Annotated in this window: 21 protein-coding genes and 1 pseudogene; 10 read left to right on the plus strand and 12 right to left on the minus strand. The window is 62.3% G+C overall.

Annotated features, from left to right (window positions below):
* Positions 1-8 precede the first annotated feature (8 nt).
* The 3 genes from JL39_RS16285 to JL39_RS16295 all read left to right on the plus strand — a co-directional run bounded on the left by JL39_RS16285 (position 9) and on the right by JL39_RS16295 (position 2,037).
* The gene (locus JL39_RS16285; protein WP_152601170.1) at positions 9-188 is read left to right on the plus strand and encodes a hypothetical protein; all 180 of its coding nucleotides are present in this window, start codon (positions 9-11) and stop codon (positions 186-188) included.
* 34 nt (positions 189-222) lie between these two features.
* A complete protein-coding gene (locus JL39_RS16290) occupies positions 223-426 on the plus strand; it encodes a hypothetical protein (protein ID WP_037152655.1) in 204 nt (67 codons plus the stop codon).
* Positions 427-531: 105 nt separating this feature from the next.
* Positions 532-2,037 carry a phospholipase D-like domain-containing protein gene (locus JL39_RS16295; protein WP_037153645.1) on the plus strand — a complete coding sequence of 502 codons (1,506 nt, stop codon included), beginning with the start codon at positions 532-534 and terminating at the stop codon, positions 2,035-2,037.
* Here the strand turns inward: JL39_RS16295 and JL39_RS16300 are convergent.
* Positions 2,017-2,958, minus strand: a complete 942-nt coding sequence (locus tag JL39_RS16300) for a UPF0104 family protein (protein ID WP_037152658.1) — start codon at positions 2,956-2,958, stop codon at positions 2,017-2,019. The two genes, JL39_RS16295 and JL39_RS16300, sit on opposite strands and share 21 nt — an antisense overlap.
* Before the next feature lie 65 nt (positions 2,959-3,023).
* Between JL39_RS16300 and JL39_RS16305 the strand changes: the two genes are divergently transcribed.
* Positions 3,024-3,776 (plus strand): endonuclease/exonuclease/phosphatase family protein, encoded by a 753-nt coding sequence (locus JL39_RS16305; RefSeq protein WP_052182918.1) that lies wholly within the window; start codon positions 3,024-3,026, stop codon positions 3,774-3,776.
* Positions 3,777-3,778: 2 nt separating this feature from the next.
* Here the strand turns inward: JL39_RS16305 and JL39_RS16310 are convergent, their stop codons facing one another.
* The 3 genes from JL39_RS16310 to JL39_RS16320 form a co-directional block, all read right to left on the minus strand.
* Positions 3,779-4,459 carry a phosphoribosyltransferase family protein gene (locus tag JL39_RS16310; protein WP_037153647.1) on the minus strand — a complete coding sequence of 227 codons (681 nt, stop codon included), beginning with the start codon at positions 4,457-4,459 and terminating at the stop codon, positions 3,779-3,781.
* A 193-nt stretch (positions 4,460-4,652) separates the two neighbouring features.
* Complete coding sequence (locus tag JL39_RS16315) at positions 4,653-4,922, minus strand: hypothetical protein (protein WP_037152661.1); 270 nt, start codon at positions 4,920-4,922, stop codon at positions 4,653-4,655.
* A 219-nt stretch (positions 4,923-5,141) separates the two neighbouring features.
* The gene (locus JL39_RS16320; protein ID WP_037152664.1) at positions 5,142-5,705 is read right to left on the minus strand and encodes an XRE family transcriptional regulator; all 564 of its coding nucleotides are present in this window, start codon (positions 5,703-5,705) and stop codon (positions 5,142-5,144) included.
* A gap of 95 nt (positions 5,706-5,800) precedes the next feature.
* Between JL39_RS16320 and JL39_RS16325 the strand changes: the two genes are divergently transcribed.
* Together JL39_RS16325 and JL39_RS16330 are read left to right on the plus strand one after the other, a co-directional pair.
* The gene (locus JL39_RS16325; RefSeq protein WP_037152669.1) at positions 5,801-7,174 is read left to right on the plus strand and encodes an LLM class flavin-dependent oxidoreductase; all 1,374 of its coding nucleotides are present in this window, start codon (positions 5,801-5,803) and stop codon (positions 7,172-7,174) included.
* A gap of 1 nt (position 7,175) precedes the next feature.
* The gene (locus JL39_RS16330) at positions 7,176-8,411 is read left to right on the plus strand and encodes an MFS transporter (protein WP_348270567.1); all 1,236 of its coding nucleotides are present in this window, start codon (positions 7,176-7,178) and stop codon (positions 8,409-8,411) included.
* Positions 8,412-8,457: 46 nt separating this feature from the next.
* Here the strand turns inward: JL39_RS16330 and JL39_RS16335 are convergent, their stop codons facing one another.
* Positions 8,458-9,975: a globin-coupled sensor protein gene (locus JL39_RS16335; protein WP_037152672.1), complete on the minus strand. Its 1,518-nt coding sequence runs from the start codon at positions 9,973-9,975 to the stop codon at positions 8,458-8,460.
* A 351-nt stretch (positions 9,976-10,326) separates the two neighbouring features.
* Here JL39_RS16335 and JL39_RS16340 point away from each other — a divergent pair, with 351 nt between their 5' ends.
* Together JL39_RS16340 and JL39_RS16345 are read left to right on the plus strand one after the other, a co-directional pair.
* On the plus strand, positions 10,327-10,968 hold the full coding sequence (locus JL39_RS16340) for a TetR family transcriptional regulator C-terminal domain-containing protein (RefSeq protein ID WP_037153651.1): 642 nt from the start codon (positions 10,327-10,329) through the stop codon (positions 10,966-10,968).
* Between the two features lie 21 nt (positions 10,969-10,989).
* On the plus strand, positions 10,990-12,183 hold the full coding sequence (locus JL39_RS16345; protein ID WP_037152674.1) for a pyridoxal phosphate-dependent aminotransferase: 1,194 nt from the start codon (positions 10,990-10,992) through the stop codon (positions 12,181-12,183).
* Between the two features lie 6 nt (positions 12,184-12,189).
* Here the strand turns inward: JL39_RS16345 and JL39_RS16350 are convergent, their stop codons facing one another.
* Both JL39_RS16350 and JL39_RS16355 read right to left on the minus strand, forming a co-directional pair.
* Positions 12,190-13,449 carry a DUF763 domain-containing protein gene (locus JL39_RS16350; RefSeq protein ID WP_037152677.1) on the minus strand — a complete coding sequence of 420 codons (1,260 nt, stop codon included), beginning with the start codon at positions 13,447-13,449 and terminating at the stop codon, positions 12,190-12,192.
* 28 nt (positions 13,450-13,477) lie between these two features.
* Complete coding sequence (locus tag JL39_RS16355; RefSeq protein WP_037152679.1) at positions 13,478-14,650, minus strand: aminotransferase; 1,173 nt, start codon at positions 14,648-14,650, stop codon at positions 13,478-13,480.
* A gap of 88 nt (positions 14,651-14,738) precedes the next feature.
* Between JL39_RS16355 and JL39_RS16360 the strand changes: the two genes are divergently transcribed.
* Positions 14,739-15,401: a sulfite oxidase-like oxidoreductase gene (locus tag JL39_RS16360; protein WP_037152682.1), complete on the plus strand. Its 663-nt coding sequence runs from the start codon at positions 14,739-14,741 to the stop codon at positions 15,399-15,401.
* Here the strand turns inward: JL39_RS16360 and JL39_RS16365 are convergent.
* Both JL39_RS16365 and JL39_RS16370 read right to left on the minus strand, forming a co-directional pair.
* Positions 15,398-16,033: an NAD(P)-binding domain-containing protein gene (locus JL39_RS16365; RefSeq protein ID WP_081952867.1), complete on the minus strand. Its 636-nt coding sequence runs from the start codon at positions 16,031-16,033 to the stop codon at positions 15,398-15,400. The genes JL39_RS16360 and JL39_RS16365 overlap by 4 nt on opposite strands.
* Positions 16,030-16,311 (minus strand): annotated as a pseudogene (locus JL39_RS16370) (SDR family oxidoreductase); the annotation flags it as partial. The pseudogene JL39_RS16370 and the gene JL39_RS16365, both read right to left, overlap by 4 nt.
* Positions 16,312-16,508: 197 nt before the next feature.
* Here JL39_RS16370 and JL39_RS16375 point away from each other — a divergent pair.
* Complete coding sequence (locus tag JL39_RS16375) at positions 16,509-17,462, plus strand: LysR family transcriptional regulator (RefSeq protein WP_037152686.1); 954 nt, start codon at positions 16,509-16,511, stop codon at positions 17,460-17,462.
* Positions 17,463-17,497: 35 nt separating this feature from the next.
* Here JL39_RS16375 and JL39_RS16380 read toward each other — a convergent pair whose 3' ends face one another.
* From JL39_RS16380 to JL39_RS16390, 3 genes are read right to left on the minus strand one after another with little or no spacing between them, the layout of a single operon-like run.
* Positions 17,498-19,786, minus strand: coding sequence for a xanthine dehydrogenase family protein molybdopterin-binding subunit (locus JL39_RS16380; protein WP_037152689.1), 2,289 nt, complete (start codon positions 19,784-19,786; stop codon positions 17,498-17,500).
* Positions 19,783-20,778, minus strand: coding sequence for a xanthine dehydrogenase family protein subunit M (locus tag JL39_RS16385; RefSeq protein WP_037152691.1), 996 nt, complete (start codon positions 20,776-20,778; stop codon positions 19,783-19,785). The genes JL39_RS16380 and JL39_RS16385 overlap by 4 nt, the downstream gene beginning before the upstream one ends.
* On the minus strand, positions 20,775-21,251 hold the full coding sequence (locus JL39_RS16390) for a (2Fe-2S)-binding protein (RefSeq protein ID WP_037152692.1): 477 nt from the start codon (positions 21,249-21,251) through the stop codon (positions 20,775-20,777). The genes JL39_RS16385 and JL39_RS16390 overlap by 4 nt, the downstream gene beginning before the upstream one ends.
* Between the last annotated feature and the right edge of the window lie 42 nt (positions 21,252-21,293).

The following is a 21,293-nucleotide window of genomic DNA, read 5'->3' on the forward strand; positions in this document are numbered from 1 at the left end:
TTCTCATGATACCTGATCCTCGCGAACCCAGCGAACAGCCGCCGATGCCGGCGCCTGTCTGGACCCCGGAGCCTCCGATCGAGGAACCGGAACCGGATCGTCTGCCGGATGAGGTGCCGGTGCCCAATCCTGATGAGAATCCCAATCCGCCAGCCCACATGCCGCCTGGCAACCCGACCGCACATTAAAGCGATACCGGCGCAAGGCGCCGGGAGGGCAACTATGGATATCCATCGCCATACGCACCTGGACCACAGGCAGATACCACGGAAAGACAGCAGGACATTGGTGACGTCCGGGCTCTGGAAGCTGCTTGTCGCGGCAGCCTTCATCCTTCTCGCGCTGGTCGCCTCCATGGAGATTTTTGGAGACACGGGCGGTGATTTCGTCGCGCCGAACCCACCGCAGCAAACCGAAGGTGAATAGTTGCCGGCCCCGCCCTCCCGCTCTCTCCCGGAGCGGGATTGGCCTTCGGGAACAAAGGATAAAATTCACACGTTTCCTTATCAATTGCACGACGAGGTGGTTGAGGTGGATACGAAGACGCGATCGCTTTCTTTTCAGGAATCCATATTCCAGTTCGAGCCCATCATCCGGCCGGGCCGCAACGCCTGGCGTAGCGCTACGGCGGAAAAGCTCGCCTTCCTTATCGACGGCGAGGATTATTTTTACCGGCTGGACCAGGTGTTGCGCCAAGCCAAGAGTTCGCTCTTCATCATCGGCTGGGACTTCAATCCCAACATCGTGTTGAGGCCCCACGATCCGGACGGAGAGACACTTGGTGATCTTCTTCGCAAGCTGGTCGACGAAAAGCCCGCCCTCGAAATCCGCATCCTCGTCTGGGGCATGGGACCGGTCTATTCCGGCAAGAGCCTGAAGATTTTCGGCAAGATGGAATGGAGCGACCATCCCCGTATCTTTCTGCATTTCGATTTCGATCATCCGCTTCGCGCCAGCCATCACCAGAAGATCGTCGCCATCGACGACAACACAGCCTTCCTCGGCGGCATCGACCTGACGGCCCGCCGCTGGGACGACCGCAGCCATGCAGCTACAAATCCCCTGCGTTGCTCGCCGGATGGCACGCCCTATGGACCGCTCCACGACATGCAGACCATCGTAACCGGCGATATCGCGCGATTGATCGGCGATGTGGCGCGACGACGCTGGAAGAAGGCCACCGGCGAAGTCCTCACCCCTCAGCATATTCCCGGTGAAAAGCCTTGGCCGGCAGATCTCAAACCGGCGCTGACCCATTGCAGCACCGGCCTTGCCCTCACGGAACCGTGGAGGTGGAAAGGCCGCCTCGGCCACCGTGAAGCGATCCGCCTGACCCACGACGCGCTGCGCAGCGCCAGGCGGCATCTCTACATAGAGACCCAATACCTGGCCTCCTTTGGCGTGGCCCGCACCCTTGCCAGACGGCTCCGCCGGGCCGACGGCCCGGAGGTCGTCGTCATCGTCACCCGTGAATCCCACGGCTTCCTGGAGAAGCTGATGATGGGTCACAACCGAAATCGTCTGATCCGCCGCCTGAAGCGGGCCGACCGACACGGCCGGCTGCGTGTGTTCTATGCCGCGGTGCCGGACGGCAAAGGCGGCGAACGGGAGATCATCGTGCATTCCAAGGTGATCATCGTCGATGATCGCTTCGCGCGTGTCGGATCGTCCAATCTGAACAATCGCTCGGAGGGACTGGACACAGAATGCGATCTTGCCGTCGAGACCGCCGATCCTGCCGGCAGGCAGGCCATCGCTGCTCTGCGCAACGACCTTCTGGCGGAACATCTCGATGCCGAACCGGCCGAAGTGGCACGGATCATCAACGAGACAGGCTCCATGCTGGCAGCCATCGACAGGCTGAACGTCAAGCCGCGCGGCTTGCGATCCTTCGATATAGATCCCGAAAAAGGCGAGACCGAATCCATGGTCGGCACCGGAATCATCGATCCGAAACAGCCCTTCTGGCCGATCCCGCTGATCCGAAACGGACTTCGGAACTTCTTCTCCAGCCTGTCACATCACCGTCTGTTCTGAATACCTGCCGCCCCGATGGCGATAATAGGCTTCGGTCACGATGAAGATCGGTACGCCGATTGTCAGTGGCACGAAAAAATAGAGCACCCGGAAGGCGACCAGGGCGCCGATCGAGGCGGTCGACGGCAGGATGCCGAGCATCGTCGCCTCAAGGACTCCGAGCCCGCCCGGCACATGGCTGATGAGGGCTGCGATATTCGCCGTCACGTAAGCGCTCGCCACTTCAAGATAACCGGCGTCGGTGAACGTCGCGAGAAGCTGGCGGATCGAGGCGGCAACGCATGCAAAATTGAGCGCGCCAATGACGATCTGGCCGAGGGCAATTCTTGTTCCCGGCGGCTCGAAACGCCATGTCCGCAGGCAGAGAGGCCGGCGTACAAAGCCGCAAAGCAACAGATAAGCGGCCGGTATGGCAAGACAGAGGAGGCTCACGGCGATCCTCGCCGGGCCACCAAGCCCGATAAGGTTCGGTTCATCGCCCCGCTGCAGCAACAATGCCAGGCCGGCAAGCGTCGCAAGCCCGAGCCCGACCGTTATCCCGCAGAAGATGATGACCTTCGCAACCTCCTCGGCCGTCAGCCCCCAGCGCGAATAGAACCGATAGCGCACGGCGCCGCTGCTCAGGGCTGCAAGCCCGACATTGTGCCCGATCGAAAGCGCTGTGAACGAGGCAAGCGCCGTCTGCCGGTAGGCAAGCCGCTTGCCGGTATAAAGCACCGCGAGCGTATCGAAGCCGGTCAGGCAGAGATAGGACAGGACGACGAAGGAAAAGGCGGAAGCCAGCCGGAAACCGGCAATCGACTGGACCGATTCCTCGATTTCATCGAGGGTATAGCGGCCCAGACTGCGATAGACGAGGAAGATCGCCAGGCAGATCGCCGCGCCGACGAGGAGCTTCACCATGTAACGCCTGAAGGTCATACCCTTTCCCGCGAGTGGTTATATGTGGACGGGAACGAAAAACCGGCAAAGGTGTTCCCTGCCCTATGAACGATCCGACAGTTCCACCATCCTTCGAGGGGCCTCGCCTGAAAATCCTGAGCTACAACGTCCATAGCTGCATCGGCACCGATCGCAAGCTTGACCCTGCGCGAGTGGCTGAAGTCATCGCAACCGTAGAACCCGATATCATCGGATTGCAGGAACTGGATGTCGGCCGCAGCCGCACCGGCGGCGTCGATCAGGCTCATGCTATCGCCTCTCTGCTGCGCATGGAATTTCATTTCCATCCAGCCCTCAACGTCGCTGAAGAACGCTATGGAGACGCGATCCTCACTGCTTTGCCGGCAAGGATGATCAAGGGCGGAGGCTTGCCCTCCGTTGGCGAACCGCGTGGTGCGATATGGGTGGAGATCAAGGTCGGCGATCATTGCCTGCAGGTGTTCAATACCCATCTCGGACTGCGCGGCCGTGACCGGATCAGCCAGATCGGCGCGCTTCTCGGCCCCTCCTGGCTCGGGAGCCCCGCCTGCCATCAGAAGCCTCGTATCCTGATCGGAGATTTCAATTCCACTCCGTCTACCGCCACCTACAAAACCGTCGCCCGCCGGATGGCTGACGTACAATCTCGTTTGAAGGCAAAACCCAAGGCAACCTTCCCGTCACGTTACCCGCTATTGAGGATCGACCATATCTTCGTGTCCAGCGAGGTCACGCCGGTAGACGTACAGGTCATCTCAACGCCGCTGACCCGCCGCGCCTCCGATCACCTGCCGCTCCTGACCACCGTCCATCTATGATTTCAATGGATCATCCGGTTCAGCCTTCGGGCTTCCTTCAGAAGGCGCACGACATCCTGGTCCGTCGTTTCCGTGAAATCGGCATAATGCGCGCTCACCGCCTCGAGGTGCTGCGGCGCAGACAGGCAGACGATGTCATTGACCTCTTCCCGCAGGGATTCCACGAGATCGTGCGGCGCGACGGGCACGGCGATCCAGATCGAGCCGACGCCCATCTCCTTCAGCGCATGGATACCGGCGCGGATCGAGCTCCCGTTGGCGATGCCGTCATCGACCAGGATGATATCACGGCCCGCATGATCGTGGTCCTGCGGCTCATCTTCGCCGAAATATATGCGGTGCCGGCGTTCAATCTCGGCCAACTGATGCTCCCGCTCGGTGGCGAGATATCCCGGCGGAATGCGGAAGTGGCGGGCAGCCTCTTCGCTCACCACCACATGCGGTTCCTTGCAGTCGACCACCGCTCCGATACCATATTCCGGATGGCCGGGTGCCCCGATCTTACGCACGATCAGGAGATCAAGCGGCGCTCCCAGCCGCTGTGCGATCTCGAAGGCGACAGGCACGCCGCCGCGAGGAAGTGCCACAACGACAGGATCCTGAAGCTGCACCGACTGCATCGCTTCCGCAAGCTGCCTGCCAGCATCTTCGCGATCGGAAAAAGCGGGGGCCAAACCGGGCATGTCTTCCTCCCATAGCATGGCGGCGCGACCGCGGGCCGCGCCTCCTGTTTCCTCCGGCACAAAGAGCATAACCACCGCAGGGATGTGGGGCAACCTTAAGGCCGGTTTCATCTCCGATATGCAGCACCAGACGCCGCCATCCTTGCAATGTTCGCTTTCATGCTCGCGGCTGCAGCATGGAACTGCGGTTCGCTCAGTGCTTCGTCCGGGATACGAACTTGTTGAAGCGGCTGGTCTTTCCGGCCTCCGTCTCGTCCTGATAAAGGAAGGCGAGTTTGTTCTTGTCGAAGATCGAGAAGAAGTCGTTCCATTCGATCTTCTCCAGCGCTTCCTCCGGCTTGCCGAAGTCGACACGCAGGATGCCGCCTTCCCCGGCGCCCTTGACGCGGGCCGGGTGACCGCCGCGTTCTTCGATCCACTGACGGATTTCAGTGTGGTCCATGGTCTCTACGGCTTTGCTCATCGCTTTCGTTCTCCCTGTTGGTCGATTGCAGAACCGACGCCGCCGGGGATTGTTCCTTTTGCGAACACGAGATCGAAATCCCAAATGGAACAAAATTCACGACTATGTGTTCACGGCGTGTCGGACGACGAACCTCCACGCGGCCGACAGCGTCATAAGTACCCTCCCCAACTGGCGCTTCCCCTGTGCGGGAAGCGCTTTTTCTTTGCAAGGCCCGTCTCAGCGTCTCGTCAGCGCCACCACGTAGCGCGTCGGGGCCTTGCCCGGATTGAAGAAGACGCAATCGGACGGCGGACCGAGCAGCAGGCAATCACCCTCGGAAAGATGATGCAGCGCCGTCCCTTCCTGAAAATCGAGCCGCCCCGAAAGCACCCAGATCTGCTGGTGCTGGAAAGCGAAGGCCGCGGCGGGATAAGGCACGCGCACGCCCGGCGGCAGCGAGACATCGATAAGCTCCAGCATGGAATTCGGCGGTGAGACGGCCCGGCGCGTGTAACCGGTTTCCGGGTCGGTCCAGACCGGTTGTTCCGCTTGCGGGGCAATGCGCTCCTGTACCCGCTCCGCCAGGGCCAGCAACACCGAAAGCGGCAGGCCGAAGGCACCGGAAAGCCGGCCGAGCACGGTCGCCGTCGGACTTGCCTCGCAGCGCTCGATCTTGCTGATCATCGCCTTGGAGACTCCGGAACGTTCCGCAAGCTCCGCAAGCGACCAACCGCGCGCTTCCCGCTCGATCTTCACCCGCATGGCAATCGCCTGAACCGGGTCCTTCTGCACCTGCTGCAAAGCTGCTTGCCTTTCGTCAATCGTCTTTTATAGTGGACGTTTAAATCATATAAGAGACAAGACCCGTCCGCAACGAGAATAAAGGGAAGTGTGTCATGGGGAATAATGGGACGCGCGAAATCCGTTTCAACGCTTTTGACATGAACTGTGTCGGCCATATTCAGCAAGGGCTATGGGCGCATCCTCGTGACCAGTCGCATCGATACGCCGAACTGCGCTACTGGACAGACTACGCGAAGATCCTGGAAGCCGGCCTGTTCGACGGCATTTTCCTGGCCGATGTCGTCGGCGTCAACGATGTCTATGGCGGCAGCAATGCCGCAGCGCTGAAGCATGCGGTGCAGGTGCCGGTCAACGATCCGATGATGCTGGTGCCGGCCATGGCCGCCGTCACAGAACACCTTTCGTTCGGTGTTACCGCCAACCTGACTTATGAGCCGCCTTTCCTCTTTGCCCGACGCATGTCGACGCTTGATCACCTGACCGGCGGACGTATCGGCTGGAATATCGTAACCGGCTATCTCGACAGCGCCGCAAAGGCGATCGGCCTTGATACGCAGGCCGCTCATGACGACCGCTATGATCTTGCGGACGAATATATGGAGGTGATGTACAGGCTCTGGGAGGGAAGCTGGGAGGATGACGCGGTCATCTTCGACCGTCAGAGCCATCTTTATGCTCATCCCGAAAAGGTCCATAAGATCCATCATCGCGGCAAACAGTACCGCATCGACGCGATCCACCTCTGCGAGCCGTCACCGCAGCGGACCCCGGTCCTCTACCAGGCGGGCTCCTCGACGCGCGGCCGACAATTCGCGGCGACACATGCCGAATGCGTTTTTGTCAACGGCCAGAAGATCGAAGGCGTGAAGGATATCGTCGACGACATCCGCGCCCGCGCCGTCGAATATGGCCGCAGGGCGGACGACGTGAAGGTGTTCATGGGCGCAACCATCGTCACCGGCCGCACGGAGAAGGAGGCGCAGGAGAAATTCGAGGACTATCGTGCCTATGTGAGTTCCGAAGGCGCACTCGTGCATGCCGCGGGTTCGCTCGGCATCGATCTTGCCAAATACGATCTCGACGAGCCGATCGAAACAGGCAAGAGTTCGGCGATTGTCTCGAACATCGAAGCCATGACCCGCACCGTCGGACCGCAATGGACCAGGCGCAAGCTCCTGGAACAGATGGTGCTCGGCAGCCGTCAGGCACCGATGATCGGCTCCGCCGAACAGATCGCCGACACCCTCGTCACCTGGGCGGAACAGGCCGGCGTCGACGGTTTCAACCTGTCGCGCACCGTTGTGCCGGAGTGTTTCAACGATATCATCGCGCTCGTGATCCCGATCCTGCAGGAGCGCGGCCTCTACAAGACGAGCTATCGCGACGGCACGTTCCGTGAAAAGCTGTTTGGAACACCGCGGCTACCGAACCGGCACATGGCCACGAAATATCGCATGACGGGGTGAGATGATGACGACAGCGAAGTCCCTGGAACTTCAGGCCGAAGGCCGCTGGCGCATGCTTTCCCTGCTGTGCCTTGCGGTCGTCCTGTCCTTCTCCACCTGGTTTTCGGCGAACGCCATCGCGCCGGACCTCAAACACGCCTGGTCGCTTTCCGAAAGCACGGCTGCATGGCTCACCAACGGAGTGCAGATCGGTTTTGTCATTGGAGCGCTATCGGCGAGCTTCTTCAACCTGCCCGACTTGGTCCGCATGAACCGGCTGATGGCTGGTTCGGCTCTGCTCGCGGCGCTCTCCAATGCCGCGATCCTTCTGGAACCCGGCCCATTCGGTGCTGTCCTCTGTCGCATGGTCACCGGCTTTGCGCTCGCCGGCGTTTATCCGCCGGCGCTGAAGCTCGTCTCGACCTGGTTCATCTCCGGCCGGGGGCTGGCACTTGCCGGGGTTATCGGCGCCATCACCGCAGGCTCGTCGCTGCCGCATCTCTTCCGTGGCATGTCGTCCGCCATCGCCTGGCAATATGTCGTCCTGCTTTCGAGCAGCGCAACGCTGATCGGCGCCATGGTCTTCCTCGCCTGCACACGGGAAGGGCCATACCCGTTCGGCAAGGCCTTGTTCGACCCGGCTCAGATCGGCCGGGTACTGAAAGACCGCAATCTGCTTTTGGTGAACGGTGGCTATCTCGGGCATATGTGGGAGCTTTACGCCATGTGGGCCTGGCTGCTCGCTTATCTGACCGCCGCACTCGACGGCGGCAGCGACATCAACAGCCAGGCCTCGCTTTTGACCTTCGTTGCCGTGGCCTCGGGCGTCATCGGCTGCTTCGCCGGGGGCCTCTTGTCGGACCGCTTCGGCCGCACCGCCACCACCGCCGGCCTGATGATCGTCTCCGGCACCTGCGCCCTGCTGATCGGCTTCGTCTTCGACGGGCCACCCTGGCTGCTGACACTCGTCGTGATCGTCTGGGGGATCTCGATCATCGGGGATTCTGCACAGTTCTCCGCTGCCGTGACGGAACTCGCCGATCAGAAATATGTCGGCACCGCGCTTTCCCTGCAGATGGGCATGGGTTTTGCGCTCACCATCTTCATGATCTGGCTGATGCCGCATCTCGCGGAACTGCTGGGCGGCTGGCGCTGGACTTTCATGCTGCTCGCGGTCGGGCCCATCTTCGGTGCAATATCGATGCTGATCCTGCGAGGCAGGCCGGATGCTATCCGAATGGCCGGCGGAAGGCGCTGACGCATATCAAGGGGCCGACGCGCCCCATAGGTCGCAATAGTGGACGTCAGGCGACGCGGCGGCTTTCCTCTTCCCGCTGTTGACGATCGCGCCCAAGCCGCTCCAGGCTGCGGGTCTTGAAGCCACGCAACGCCGTCACCAGCCGTTCCACCGCATCCCGAAGATCCGAAGTCCGTCCGAAGGTTTCCTGCACCATGGCGGAATTCTCCTGGGTGAGCTTGTCCATGTGGCTTAAAGCGCCGTTGACCTCGCGGAGGCCGAGGGATTGGTGCCCGGCTTCCGTAGCGATGGTCTTCACAATGGCATTGATGTCGTCGATGCGGTCTGTGATCTGGCTCAAAGCCGTGCCGGCATTGTTGACGAGGTCGACGCCCGCCTGAACCTGACGGGAACTGTCGGAAATCAGGTCCTTGATCTCCTTGGCTGCATCGGCGCAACGTTGGGCGAGTGCCCGCACCTCCTGCGCCACGACGGCAAAACCCCGTCCCGCTTCTCCAGCGCGGGCTGCCTCGACGCCCGCATTGAGCGCCAGGAGATTGGTCTGGAAGGCGATCTCGTCGATGACACCGATGATCTTGGAGATCTCGTCGGATGAGCGTTCGATCTCTCCCATCGCCGCGACTGCCTGCTTGACCACCGGACCCGAAGCTCGTGCTTCCGACAGCGCGACATCGACGGCAGCGGCCGCCTTGCCGGCGCCCTCGGCGGTGCCGGAAACGCTTTGTGTGAGCTGGTGCAGCGTCGCCGAGCTTTCCTCCAGTCCCTGCGCCTGCTCTTCCGTTCGCCGGGCAAGATCCTTGGAAGCCTGGGTGATCGCATTGGTGCTGGTGAGGATTTCCTCACCGGATTGGCGGACCGTTGCCATCGTCAGGCGCAGCTTCTCGGCGCTGTTGTTGTAATCCTCAGCCATGCGGACGAAATTTGACGGCAGGTCGGTGGAAAGCCGGCTTTCCAGATCACCAACGGAAAGCCCCTTCAAAACGTCGTCCAGCGCCTGAAGCGCGATATTCTGCTCCCGCTCGGCCGCCTGCTTTGCCTCCTCTGCCTTACGGCGCTCTGCGGCAAGGATATCGAGATAGGCGGAGATCGAATAATCCATGTCGAGCATCGCTGCCTTGACGAGCGTGCTGATTTCCTTGGCAAGCTTTTCGGAATTGCTGCGGCCGAAGCGGGACGGCCAGTTGGCCGCCATTACCGCATGGATCAAGTGCTCTACGATCAACGCATAGCCGCCGATATACCAGCGCGGATCAAGACCGGTACGGGCATGCGCAGCACCGACCGCGCGGACGCCTTCCACATAGTGTTCGTCGTATTTCGCTTCGCCGACGACGCGCCAATGGTTCATCTGGCGCTTCTTGGCGGCATCCATATGCGCCTTGTTCGAAAAGAAGCCGGCAACTTCCGGTGTCGATTGGACCTTTTTGTAGAAGGCATCGAGCCCCGGTGCCAAGCTGGCGCTGATGACCGGATCCAGTCGGCGAAGCGTGGCACGCGCCTCCTGGTCCAGCCCGACGAAATCCAGGCGCTTCTGCAATTCTCGTTTCTCTTCAGCCGACGACATTCTGCAAAGCCCCCGTTCCGCAGTGCACTATCCGTACGAAATGTACGGGCGCCATATTGTGAACCTATGGTATACGATCCCTTAATAAGGCTCCCTGAAACCTGATGATATCTTGGCTTTTCGGGGAGATTGGTGATCGGGCGCTGCGTGCTGGAAGAGATCGGCACTTGTGCGGCAATTATCCAATCGTATAATAACAATCAAATCCGAAAAGAGCGGCCCGAATTCGGAGCAGCCGAAAAGGTCCGCTTCCGTTTTCCCGAGGGATATCTTTATGAACGCCTACGGCTCGCGGGCCATGTCGACGTCTTTGTTGCGTGTTCTGATACGTCATCCGGACGAGACCCGGCGATGACGGAGAACCGACGGACTTATTATCGCGCCAGCGAGGCCGAGCGGCGCGAGGATCTGATCACCGCAACCCTCGACTGCATCGCCGAGTCCGGCATCCAGGGCGCCACGGTCCGCCAGATCGCCACGCGTGCCGGCGTGACGGGAGGGCTGATCCGGCATTATTTCACCGGCAAGGACCAGATGCTGCAGGCCGCCTACCGCAAGGTGATGACCGGCATGACGGAAGCCGCGATCGCGGCGGCCATCGAGGGCGAAACGGCCAAGGCGCGGCTGCGCCGCTTCATCGTCGCCAATGTCACGCCGCCGGTGACCGATCCGCGCACGCTTTCGCTCTGGGCCGCCTTCATCAGCCATATCCAGATCGATCCGAGCTTTGCCGCCACCCATCGCGAGAACTATCTGGCCTTTCTCGAAGCGCTGGAAACCCTGCTCACCGCCTTCTTCAAGGAGGAGCAACGTCCTGTAAGTTCGGACCAATGCCGCAGATATGCGATTTCGCTGAGCGCACTGGTCGACGGCCTATGGCTCGAAGGAACATTGGCCGCAGACATGTTCGCAGACAGGGAATTGGCCGAGAATGCGCTGAGTTCGGTGGAGGCGCTTTTGCATCTCCAGCCGGGCGGGCTTTCAGACGAATAACGACAAGAAAAGGAAATACCGATGCGTTATGCCTCGATCACCGACCGTCTCGCTCATCTCGGCTCCGGCCGCTGGGCCGTCCATCTGGCCGCCCGCCGCATGAAGGCAGCCGGCGAGGAGATCATCGAGCTCACGATCGGCGAGCCCGACGTGGCGCCGGACAAGGCGCTGCTCGATGAAGCGGCGCGTGCGATGTATGCCGGCCGCACCCGCTATTCAAACGGTCGCGGTGAACCGTCGATCCTGGAAGCACTGGTCCGGAAATATTCGAAACGCCGACCGGACGTCACCGAGAAGAACTTCCTCTGCTTTCCCGGCACCCAGACCGCGCTTTACAGCGTCATGACCGGCCTTGCCGAAGCCGGCGACGGCGTGCTCGTCGGTGACCCGCTTTATGCTACCTACGAAGGCGTCATCGCCTCGACCGGCGCCCATATGATCCCGGTTCCGCTCCGCCCGGAGAAGAAATTCCACCTGCAGGCCGAAGACCTGAAACGGGCGATCACCCCGGAAGCCCGTGTGCTGCTCCTCAACACCCCGCATAACCCGACCGGCGCAGTGCTGACCGCCGCCGAGATCGCCGCAATCGGCGACGTCTGCCGCCGCCACGATCTCTGGATCGTCTGCGACGAGGTCTATGAGCAACTGATCTTTGAAGGCACCCCCTTCGCCTCACCCTTCGATATTCCAGAACTTGCCGAGCGCACCATTGTCGTCTCGTCCATCTCGAAGTCGCATGCCGCTCCGGGCTTCCGCAGCGGCTGGGCCGCCGGTCCCGAAGAATTCTGCGAAAAGCTGCTACCGGTCTCGGAAACCATGCTGTTCGGCGTCCAGCCGTTCATCTCCGACATGACGGCCATGGCACTCTCGCAGCATTTCGAAACGGCAGACGTGATGCGCGAGAACTATCGTCGTCGCGCAGAGATCGTCGAAAAGGCCTTTGCAGGCAGCAACCTGATCAAGCCCATGCCGCCGGAAGGCGGAATGTTCGTTCTTCTCGATGTCACGGCAACCGGCCTCAACGGCGAGGAGTTCGCCTGGGAACTCTTGCATCAGGAGAAGGTCGCGGTGATGCCCGGCACCTCCTTCGGTGATCAGGCGGCCGGCTTCCTGCGCGTCTCGCTGACGGTGCCGGAAGACGTGCTCGCAGTCGCCATGGGGCGTGTCGGCGAACTCGCCGGCCGCCTTGTCTCGGCAGAGGAAAAGCGCGCCTGACGGTTCTCAACCGCCACGCTTTTCAGCCTTGTTCTCCGGCGGCGGCTCGAAGCCGAAAACGCTGCGGCCGCCCCATTCATGCGAGTGGTGGAATTCTCCGGCGACGATCTCCTTGAGGTCCGGGCCGGTGACGTAGCGTTCGAGCTGGCGGGCCTGGTCATCCAGCCGCTTGAGCGCCTGCAACTCCTCGTCGCGGCCGAGCCTCGCCTTGCCGACGGCCGATTTCATTACGCGGATCGTCTCGTCATAGACCTTGATCGGCACGGGGAACGGTTCCCGGTCCTTGCCGCCATGCGCAAGCGAGAACCGCGCCGGATCGGAGAAGCGGCAGGGCGCCCCATGCACCACTTCGGCGACCATGGCGAGCGCTTTGACCGTGCGGGCGCCGACACCCGGCGTGAGCAGCAATTGTTCGAAATCCTGAGGCCCCCGATCGGCCGCGGCGGCAAGCGTGCCGTGCAGCCGCTTCATGTTGACGTCTTCCTCGCGCACATCATGATGCGCTGGCATGATGAGATGCGGCAGCAGCGGCTGAGCGATATCTTTCGCCTTTGACGGGGGATCGAGCGCGATCACCTCTCGCACGATCCGGTCCGGCCCGAGCGAGGTGAGCAGGTCGAGCTGGCCCTTGCGGGATGCATCCGCACGCCGGTCGGCGAGGTTGACGATCTTGCCCTGTTTGCGGCCTTCGATCGCTGCATGCGGAGAATCGACGAAGCTGGTGATCCCTTCAGAAATCCAGTGATAGCGCCGGGCCTGCCGCTTGTCGCCGTTCATGCCCTGCTGCACCACGACCCATTTGCCGTCGTCGGCGACGATGAAGCCGTGCAGGTAAAGATCGAACCCGTCCTGAACCGCAGCACTGTCCACCTTGGCGACGAGCCGGCTGACGGTCGCCAGACCCTCGCCGTCGAAACCCACACGGTCGCCGATCGCCATGAGCTCGCCGGGCGTCTGCCTGGAATTCTGGCCGCGTCCGCCGCAAACATGGATGCCGAGTTCGCCGGAAAGCGGCGTCAGCCCGCGCTTCAGTGCGCCGATAACGCTGGTGGTGATGCCGGACGAATGCCAGTCCATGCCCATGACGCAGCCGAAGGACTGGAACCAGAAGGGATGCGCCAGCCGCCGCATGAACTCGTCGCGGCCGTATTCGATGACGATCGCCTGCGCGATGATCGCGCCGAGTTTCGTCATGCGCTCGCCGAGCCACCGGGGAACCCGGCCGCCGTGAAGCGGAAGATCGGCGCTGCCTGCTCTTTGAACCATGCTCCCGCTTATAGAACGACCGCCCGCCTTATGACAGGGTAAAGTTCCGCAAACGTTCCTCCAGAAGGCCGATCGTCGGAACGTCGGCATTGGCGAAGGCAAACCGCAGGTAATCCTGCTGGTTTTCGCCGAAATAGGCGCCGGGAATGCAGATGATACCCGCCTCCCGGGCAAGCTTCTCCGCCACCTCCGCAGAGCCTACGCCGCGGAAGGGATGACGCACGAAAGCAAAATACGCGCCGATCGCATCGAGCTTCCAGTCGTTGAGTGAACGCATCACCGCTTTCAGCGCGTCCGCGCGGCGGCCGATCTCCTGCCGGTTCTCCTCGCGCCAGCCGGCGAGAAGAGGCAACGCCCTTGCGACAGCCGCCTGGGCGGCGCGGGGCGCACAGATCTGCAGGTTGTCCATGATCTTGGCGACCTGCTCCACAACCGTCGAGCCGGCGGTGATTGCGCCCAGCCGGTGGCCCGGAATGCAGAAGGATTTCGAAAAGCTGTAAAGGCTGATCAGCGTATCCTCCCAGCCGTCGAGGATGAAAAGTCCATGCGGCGCCTTGCCGGCCTCCGGCATGAAGTCGCGATAGGTTTCGTCGAGGATGAGCCAGATGCCTTTTTGCCGGCACAACCTGAAGACCGCGTCCAGAAGCGGCGGCGGGTAGATCGCCCCGGTCGGATTGTTGGGCGACACGAGCGCCAGCGCCCGAACGTCGCCGGTGATTGCGGCTTCAAGACGCGCTAGATCCGGCAGGAAGCCGTTTGCCGCATCGCAAGCCACGAAGGCGGTCTTGATGCCCATCATGGCAAGCGTGGTCTCGTGGTTGAAATAGAAGGGCTCCGTCATCAGGACCGTGTTGCCCGGACCGGCAACCGTCATCGCGGCACAGACGAAGGCCTGATTGCAGCCCGACGTGATGTGGATGTTCTCCGACCCCACGTTCGCGCCATAGACTTGCGAGACATGCTCGGCATAGGCATTCCGAAGCTCCGCTTCACCCTCGATCGGTCCGTAGCCGGTGAACGCCCTGGAGGACGCCGTCTCGCCGAGCAGTCTCAGCATGTCCGGATGGGCGGGATAACCCGGGACCGCCTGCGACAGATCGATCAGCGGCCCCTTCGCCCCTTGATAGGCACGCCCCCAGGCGAAAACGGATGGAACGGGCGGCGGCGAAAGCTTTTCGACAAGAGGATTGAAGGCAGGCATGATTGTCCAGGACAAGGTTTTCAAAGATGGGCGATTGATTTGTCCCTCTTGTTTATCAGAATATCGAGGGACGCAAGGAGAACCGTAGATGGCCGACGATATTCAGCCTGAGGATTCGAAACTCACCATCACCAAGCGGAAATGGGCCGGAGAGGGCAAGTTCCTGACCGGGCGCGTGTCCCGCCCCGAAACCGAGCGCCTGCCGCCCGGCCAGCATCTGGTCAAGAACTGGCCGGTGCTCGATCTCGGCCAGCAGCCACGGATCTCGACCTCCCAGTGGAAGCTCGACGTGCGCGGCCTCGTCAACCACCCGAAGACCTTCGATTGGGCCGCCTTCCAGGCTCTTCCGCAAAGCGAAATGCGCTCCGACATCCATTGCGTGACGACCTGGTCGCGCTACGACAACAACTGGAAAGGCGTTTCCACCCGCGACTTCCTCGATGCCGTCGATCCGAAGGACGAAGCGATGGCGGTGATGCTGACAAGTTATGACGGCTACACAACCAACCTGCTTCTCTCGGATTTCGCGTCGCCGGATGCGATCATCGTCCATAGCTGGGAAGGCCAGCCGTTGACGGAGGAGCACGGCGGGCCGGTGCGCCTCGTGGTGCCGCATCTCTATTTCTGGAAGAGCGCGAAATGGCTCCACCGGATCGAATTCCTCGACCGGGACAGCGCCGGCTTCTGGGAGAACAATGGCTACCATATGCGGGGCGATCCCTGGTCAGAGGAGCGATACTCGGACGATTAGCCGAACTTGACGAGGTTCAGCGCCGGCAGCCGGCCGCCGGGGAATTGCACCAGCCTGCCGCCGACGGAAAGCGGACCGAGGTCGATGCCGAAGAAACCGAGCTTGTCGATCAGCCGGCCGACTTCCGCCTTTGCCGCGGCATCGTCACCCGAATAAAAGAGCACGCGCATGCCGCCTTCCGCAGCCGGGTCACCGGAGAGCAGATGCGGCTGCAGGTGGTTGAAGGCCTTCACCACGCGGGCGCCGGGCACGAGACCGGCAAACACCTCGCTCGACAGACGGCCGTTGAGTTCGGCCGGCTTGAAGAGCGGCGCCTCGATCGGGTTGTTGGCGTCGATGACGATGCGGCCGTTCCAGTCCGGCAGGCCGGCAAGCGCCTTTGGCAGTTTCGACCAGGGAACCGCGACCAGCACGATGTCCGCGCTTGCGGCCTCCTCGATCGTTCCCGCCGAAATCCAGGGCGAGAGCTCGCCCGTCAGCTTTTCGAGCGAGGCCGGGCCGCGGCTGTTGGCGATGGTGGCACGCAAACCGTTCCGGGCAAGCGCGCGGGCGAAGGCTGCGCCGATATTGCCGGCGCCGATGATACCGATGGACATGGTCTTGATCCTTCTTGAAACGAGATGGGCGTTCAGGCGGTGAAGCCGCCGTCGGCGACGATATCGGCACCGGTGACGAAGGCGGCGTCGGGGCTGGCGAGGAAAGCGACGACACTGGCGATCTCATGCGCCTTGCCATAGCGGCCGATCGCCATGCCGGGACCGACGATTTTCGAAACGGGACCGCCGTCGGGGTTCATGTCGGTATCGGTCGGGCCGGGATGCACCGTATTGACGGTGATGCCGCGCGGCCCGAGATCGCGCACGAGGCTGCGGTTGAAACCGGAAATCGCCCCCTTGGTGAATGTGTAGAGCGGAGCCGCGATCGCCGCGCCGATGGAGCGGGAGCCGCCGGCGACGAGGGCCGTCTTTCCGATGAGGGGATGAGAGGTGGTGGACATGTGCGATACTCCTTATCGTTTCGATGACGGGAATATCGCCTCTGGATTGACGCTTGATTAGACGGTAATAATGCGGATGATTTTCAAGTAATCGTTGAAAGTATCGTCTGATGGAAAGCCTCGCCAACCTGGAATCCTTTATCCGCAGTGCCGAACTCGGCGGCTTTTCGGCAGCCGCCAGACGCCTAGCGCTGACGCCCGCGGCCGTCAGCCGCAATGTCGCGATGCTGGAGAGGAATCTCGGCGTTCGGCTATTCCAGCGAAGTACCCGCAACCTGACGCTGACGGAGGCCGGTGAGCTATTCCTGTCGGCGGTGAGCGATCACGTTGAGGCGCTGCAGACCGCGATTGCCGAAGTATCTTCGGAAGGCGGAGAACCGTCCGGCGTGCTGAAGGTCAGCATGAGCCCGAATTTCGGCGCGCAGCACATCCTGCCGCTGCTGCCGGATTTTCTGGCTCGGTATCCGCGAATCCGCCCGGAATGGATGTTCGAGAACCGGCAGGTGGACCTGATCGCCGAGGGTTACGATGCAGCGATCGGCGGCGGCTTCGAACTGACGCCGGGCATTGTCGCCCGCACGCTTGGTCCGGCACATGTCATCGCGGTAGCGTCGCCCGATTATGTGAGGGATCGAACGCAGCCCTTCGACCCCGCGGGCCTCGCAGCCTTCGACGGCATTTCCATGCGTTCGCTCAACAGCGGACGTCTCCGCCAATGGATCATGCGCAATGCCGAAGGCGAGGAAATGCCGGCCGTCCTGACCGGAACGGTCGTACTCAACGATCCGGCGGCGATCGCACGTGCCGCATGCCTCGGCCTCGGCGTCGCCATGCTCGCCGTACCGGATGCCCTGCCCCATCTGGAAAATGGCGAATTGATCCGCCTGCTGCCGGACTGGTATGCGGATGTCGGGCCGATCTCGCTCTACTATGCCAGCCGCACGCTGCTGCCGGCGAAGACCCGCGTCTTCATCGATTTCGTGACCGAACATTTTCGCAGGGAGCGATTGGCCGAACGTTTCGCCGGCAGTCTCGGCGCGTCGAACATGCCGAAAGGAAGGTGAGCGCACCCGGCGACGTGCCGGATGCGCGGGATCGATCAGATCAGCTTTTCGAGCGTGATCGGCAGGTCGCGGACGCGTTTGCCGGTCGCATGGAAGACGGCATTGGCGATCGCAGGTGCCACGCCGACGATACCGACCTCGCCCACACCCTTGCCGCCCAATGCCGACGCGTTGAAATCCGGCACGCCGACGGAGATCACCTGGATGTCTGGGATGTCCGAATTGGTCGGCACCAGATAATCACCCACATTGCTGTTCATCATCCGGCCGTTCCGCTGGTCGACAAGGCCTTCTTCCAAAAGCGCCTGGCCGATACCCATGATGATGCCGCCGCGCCACTGGCTTTCCACCAGCCGCGGATTGTAGAGCCGCCCGCAATCGAAGGCGGAGGCCATGCGGGAGACACGCACCGTGCCGAAATCCTCATCAACGCGAACCTCGGCAAAATGGGCGCACCAGCTGTGCATGGAATAGTCGCCCATGGTCGGTCCTCGCACCTTTGCCATGGTCGTCCAAGCCTGGTGGTGCTCCTGGGCGGTTGCACCGTCCGGCAGCGTGTTCCGGCGGATCTCCAGTTCGTCACGGCCGAGTGCGGCCATCAGCTCCGGCAGGGTAAGCGAAGGACCTTCGCCGCGCGGGACGCTGATGCGCCCGTCACCGAAGGTGAGCGTGTTCGCCCCGGTGTCACGCAGCGGCGAGTTGGCATCGCTGAGTGCAAGCCCGATGAGTTCGTCTCGTGCGGCCGTGGCAGCCTTGTGAACGGCACCCAGTATAGAGCCCGCCAGCATCGAGCCACCGGCGATCGCCGAGCCCGGCAGGCGGGAATCGCCGAGCTGCACATCGACCTGGCTGACCGGCACGCCGAACACATCGGCCGCGGTCTGGGCAAGGATCGTATAAGTGCCCTGCCCCATGTCAATCGCGCCGCTGACGACTTCGACACGACCATTGCCGAGGATACGGATCATCGCCTCGCTGGGTGCCTGGATGACCGGGAAGGTTCCGCAGCCGATACCCCAGCCGATCAACGTCCTGCCTTCCCGCATCGAGCGCGGCTGATGACTGCGTTTCGACCAGCCGAAGGCTTCCGCACCCTCCATGAGGGCTTCGCGCAGGCGGCGGGTCGACCAGGGCTTTCCCGACTGGTAGTCGCGGTCGGCATAATTCTTCAGCCGCAGGTCCAGCGGGTCCATGCCGAGCTTCCAGGCGAGCTCGTCCATGGCGCATTCGATGCCGTAGGCGCTCGGGTTCTTGCCCGGGCCGCGAAGGGCACCGGGCGTCACGGTATTGACCGGCACGATCCTGTGCTGGGAGGAGAAATTCCCGACCTTGTAGAGGATCGAAGTGGCGGCGCCTGTCTGCTCCGGCCAGTCCGCATAGGTGGAGGTTTCGCTCGCACCCCGATGGACGATGGCCTGCAGAACACCGTCTTCCGTCGCCCCGAGCCTGATCGTCTGCCTGGTCGCGGCACGGCCGCCATAGCTTGTGAAGTTCTGCGGCCGCGTGACCGCGAGCTTCACCGGCCGCCCGAGCTTGCGAGCCGCGAAGGCGGCGACCGCGCTATAGGCGAGCGCAGCCCCCTTCGACCCGAACCCCCCACCGATGAAGGGCGAGATCAACCGGACGTTCTCATAGGGGATGGCGAACCATTCGGCATAGCTGCGCGCCATACCATGCGACCACTGGCTCGGCTCCCAGACGGTGAGCTGATCGCCGTCCCATTTCACGGTCAGCCCGTGCGGCTCCATTGCCACGTGATATTCGCGCGGCGTGCTGTACTCGGCCTCGATCATCACGGGGGCGGTGGCAAGCGCCGCTTCCGCATCACCCCAGGCAACGTTCAGCATATCGACGGCTTTGCCTTCACCGGCACTAGGATCGTCAAGACTGACGACCGACGGAGCTTCCGCGTAAACGATGTCGAGCAGCCTGGCAGCTTCAACGGCCTGTTCGCGGGTTTCGGCGACCACTGCCGCGATCGATTCCCCGTTGAACCGGACCTCGCGCGGCAGGGGATGATAGGGTTGGTTCTCGGGGCGATTGCCATGCCAGTCGGAGGCAGTCATGAGCCCAAGGTCGTCTTCCGGCGTCAGCACCAGAAGGACGCCCGGTGCCGCAAGCGCCTTCGACGTATCGATCGAGACGACTTGCCCGGCCGGGATCGTGCTCTGCACCAGCACGGCATGCGCCAATCCTTCCACCGGATACTCCAGCGCATAGGTTGCCGCCCCGGTCACCTTCAGTTGCCCTTCGAACCGAGTCTGGCGGCCGCCGATCATACCGTCTGAGGCATCGCCATGTTTGCGGGTTTCCATGATGGTCATGCGAGACCTCCAACATTCTGGGCCATTTTCAGGATGGCACGAGCGACGACGCGCGGCGCAAGTTCGATCTTGTAGCGATTGCCGCCGTGGGAGACGGCCCCTTCCATGGCGAGACCACTGGCCTTCTCGACGGTTTCGACGTCAAGCGCCTTGCCGATGAGAGCCTGCTCGACCGCTCTTGCGCGCCACGGCTTGGTGGCGACGCCACCGAGCGCAACGCGAATGTCGCGGACCGTCTTGCCGTCCGCCTCGAGTTCGACACCGACAGCGGCGCTCGCCGCAGCGAATTCGTAGGATTGCCGGTCGCGAACCTTGAGATAGATCGAGTTCCTGGCTGCGGCAGACGCAGGAATGCCGATGCCGACGATCATCTCGCCACGTTTCAGCACCGTTTCGTTTTCGGGCGTATCGCCCGGCAGAAGGAAGAAATCGTCGACCGCCACCTTGCGGCTGCCGAGATCGACAAAGGCGTCGAAGGCCACGAGCGCGACTGCGAGATCGCCGGGATACGGGGCGATGCAGGCATTGCGGGTGCCGAGGACGGCGTGGTTGCGCGTCACCCCGCCGATCGCCGGGCAGCCGGAGCCGGGATTACGCTTGTTGCAGGCCGGAAAGGTGGCTGGATCACGGAAATAGGGACAGCGCGTCCTCTGCAGGAGATTGCCGCCGATCGTCGCCATGTTTCGAAGCTGGGCGGAAGCCGCAAGCGAGAGCGATTCGGCAACCGCCGGGAATGCCGCCCGGATTTGCGGATGGTCGGCGACGTCCCCCATCCTGGCAAGCGCACCAATAACGGCACTGCTCGCATCGACATTGATCTCGCCAAGACCGGAGAGATGGGTGATATCGACGACGGTTTCGGGTTCGTCCACGCCGCATTTGGCAAGATCGAGCAGCGTCGTGCCGCCGGCAAGAAGTGCGCCGCCGGCCTGAAGCACGGCATTGCGGGCCTCATCCACGGAAGAAGCGCGGAAATAGGAGAAGTCTCTCATCGGACGGCCTCCGCCGCTTCGCGCACCGCCGCGACGATGCTGTTATAGGCCCCGCACCGACAGAGATTGCCGGACATGTATTCGCGGATCTCCTCGTCGGAACCGGCATGGCCCTCGCGGATGCAGGCGACCGCCGACATGATCTGTCCCGGCGTGCAATAGCCGCACTGAAAGGCGTCGTTTTCAATGAAAGCCGCCTGGACGGGATGCAAGTCGCCGTTTTCGGCGGCAAGCCCCTCGATCGTGGTGATCTGCCGGCCCTCGACCTGCGCAGCCAGCGTCAGACAGGAGAGTACGCGCTTGCCGTCGACATGGCAGGTGCAGGCGCCGCACTGGCCCTGATCGCAGCCTTTCTTGGTGCCGGTCAGCGCCAGTTCCTCACGCAAAGCGTCGAGCAGGGTGACGCGCGGCTCGACATCGAGCTCGTGCCGCCTCCCGTTGATGTCGAGCGAAAGATGGATGGTTCGTGTCATGATAAGCTCCTGCTATCGTCACGAGAATGCAAAATTCCGAAT

The organism is Rhizobium sp. YS-1r (genome assembly GCF_000757525.1).
Classification (GTDB): Bacteria; Pseudomonadota; Alphaproteobacteria; order Rhizobiales; family Rhizobiaceae; genus Neorhizobium; species Neorhizobium petrolearium.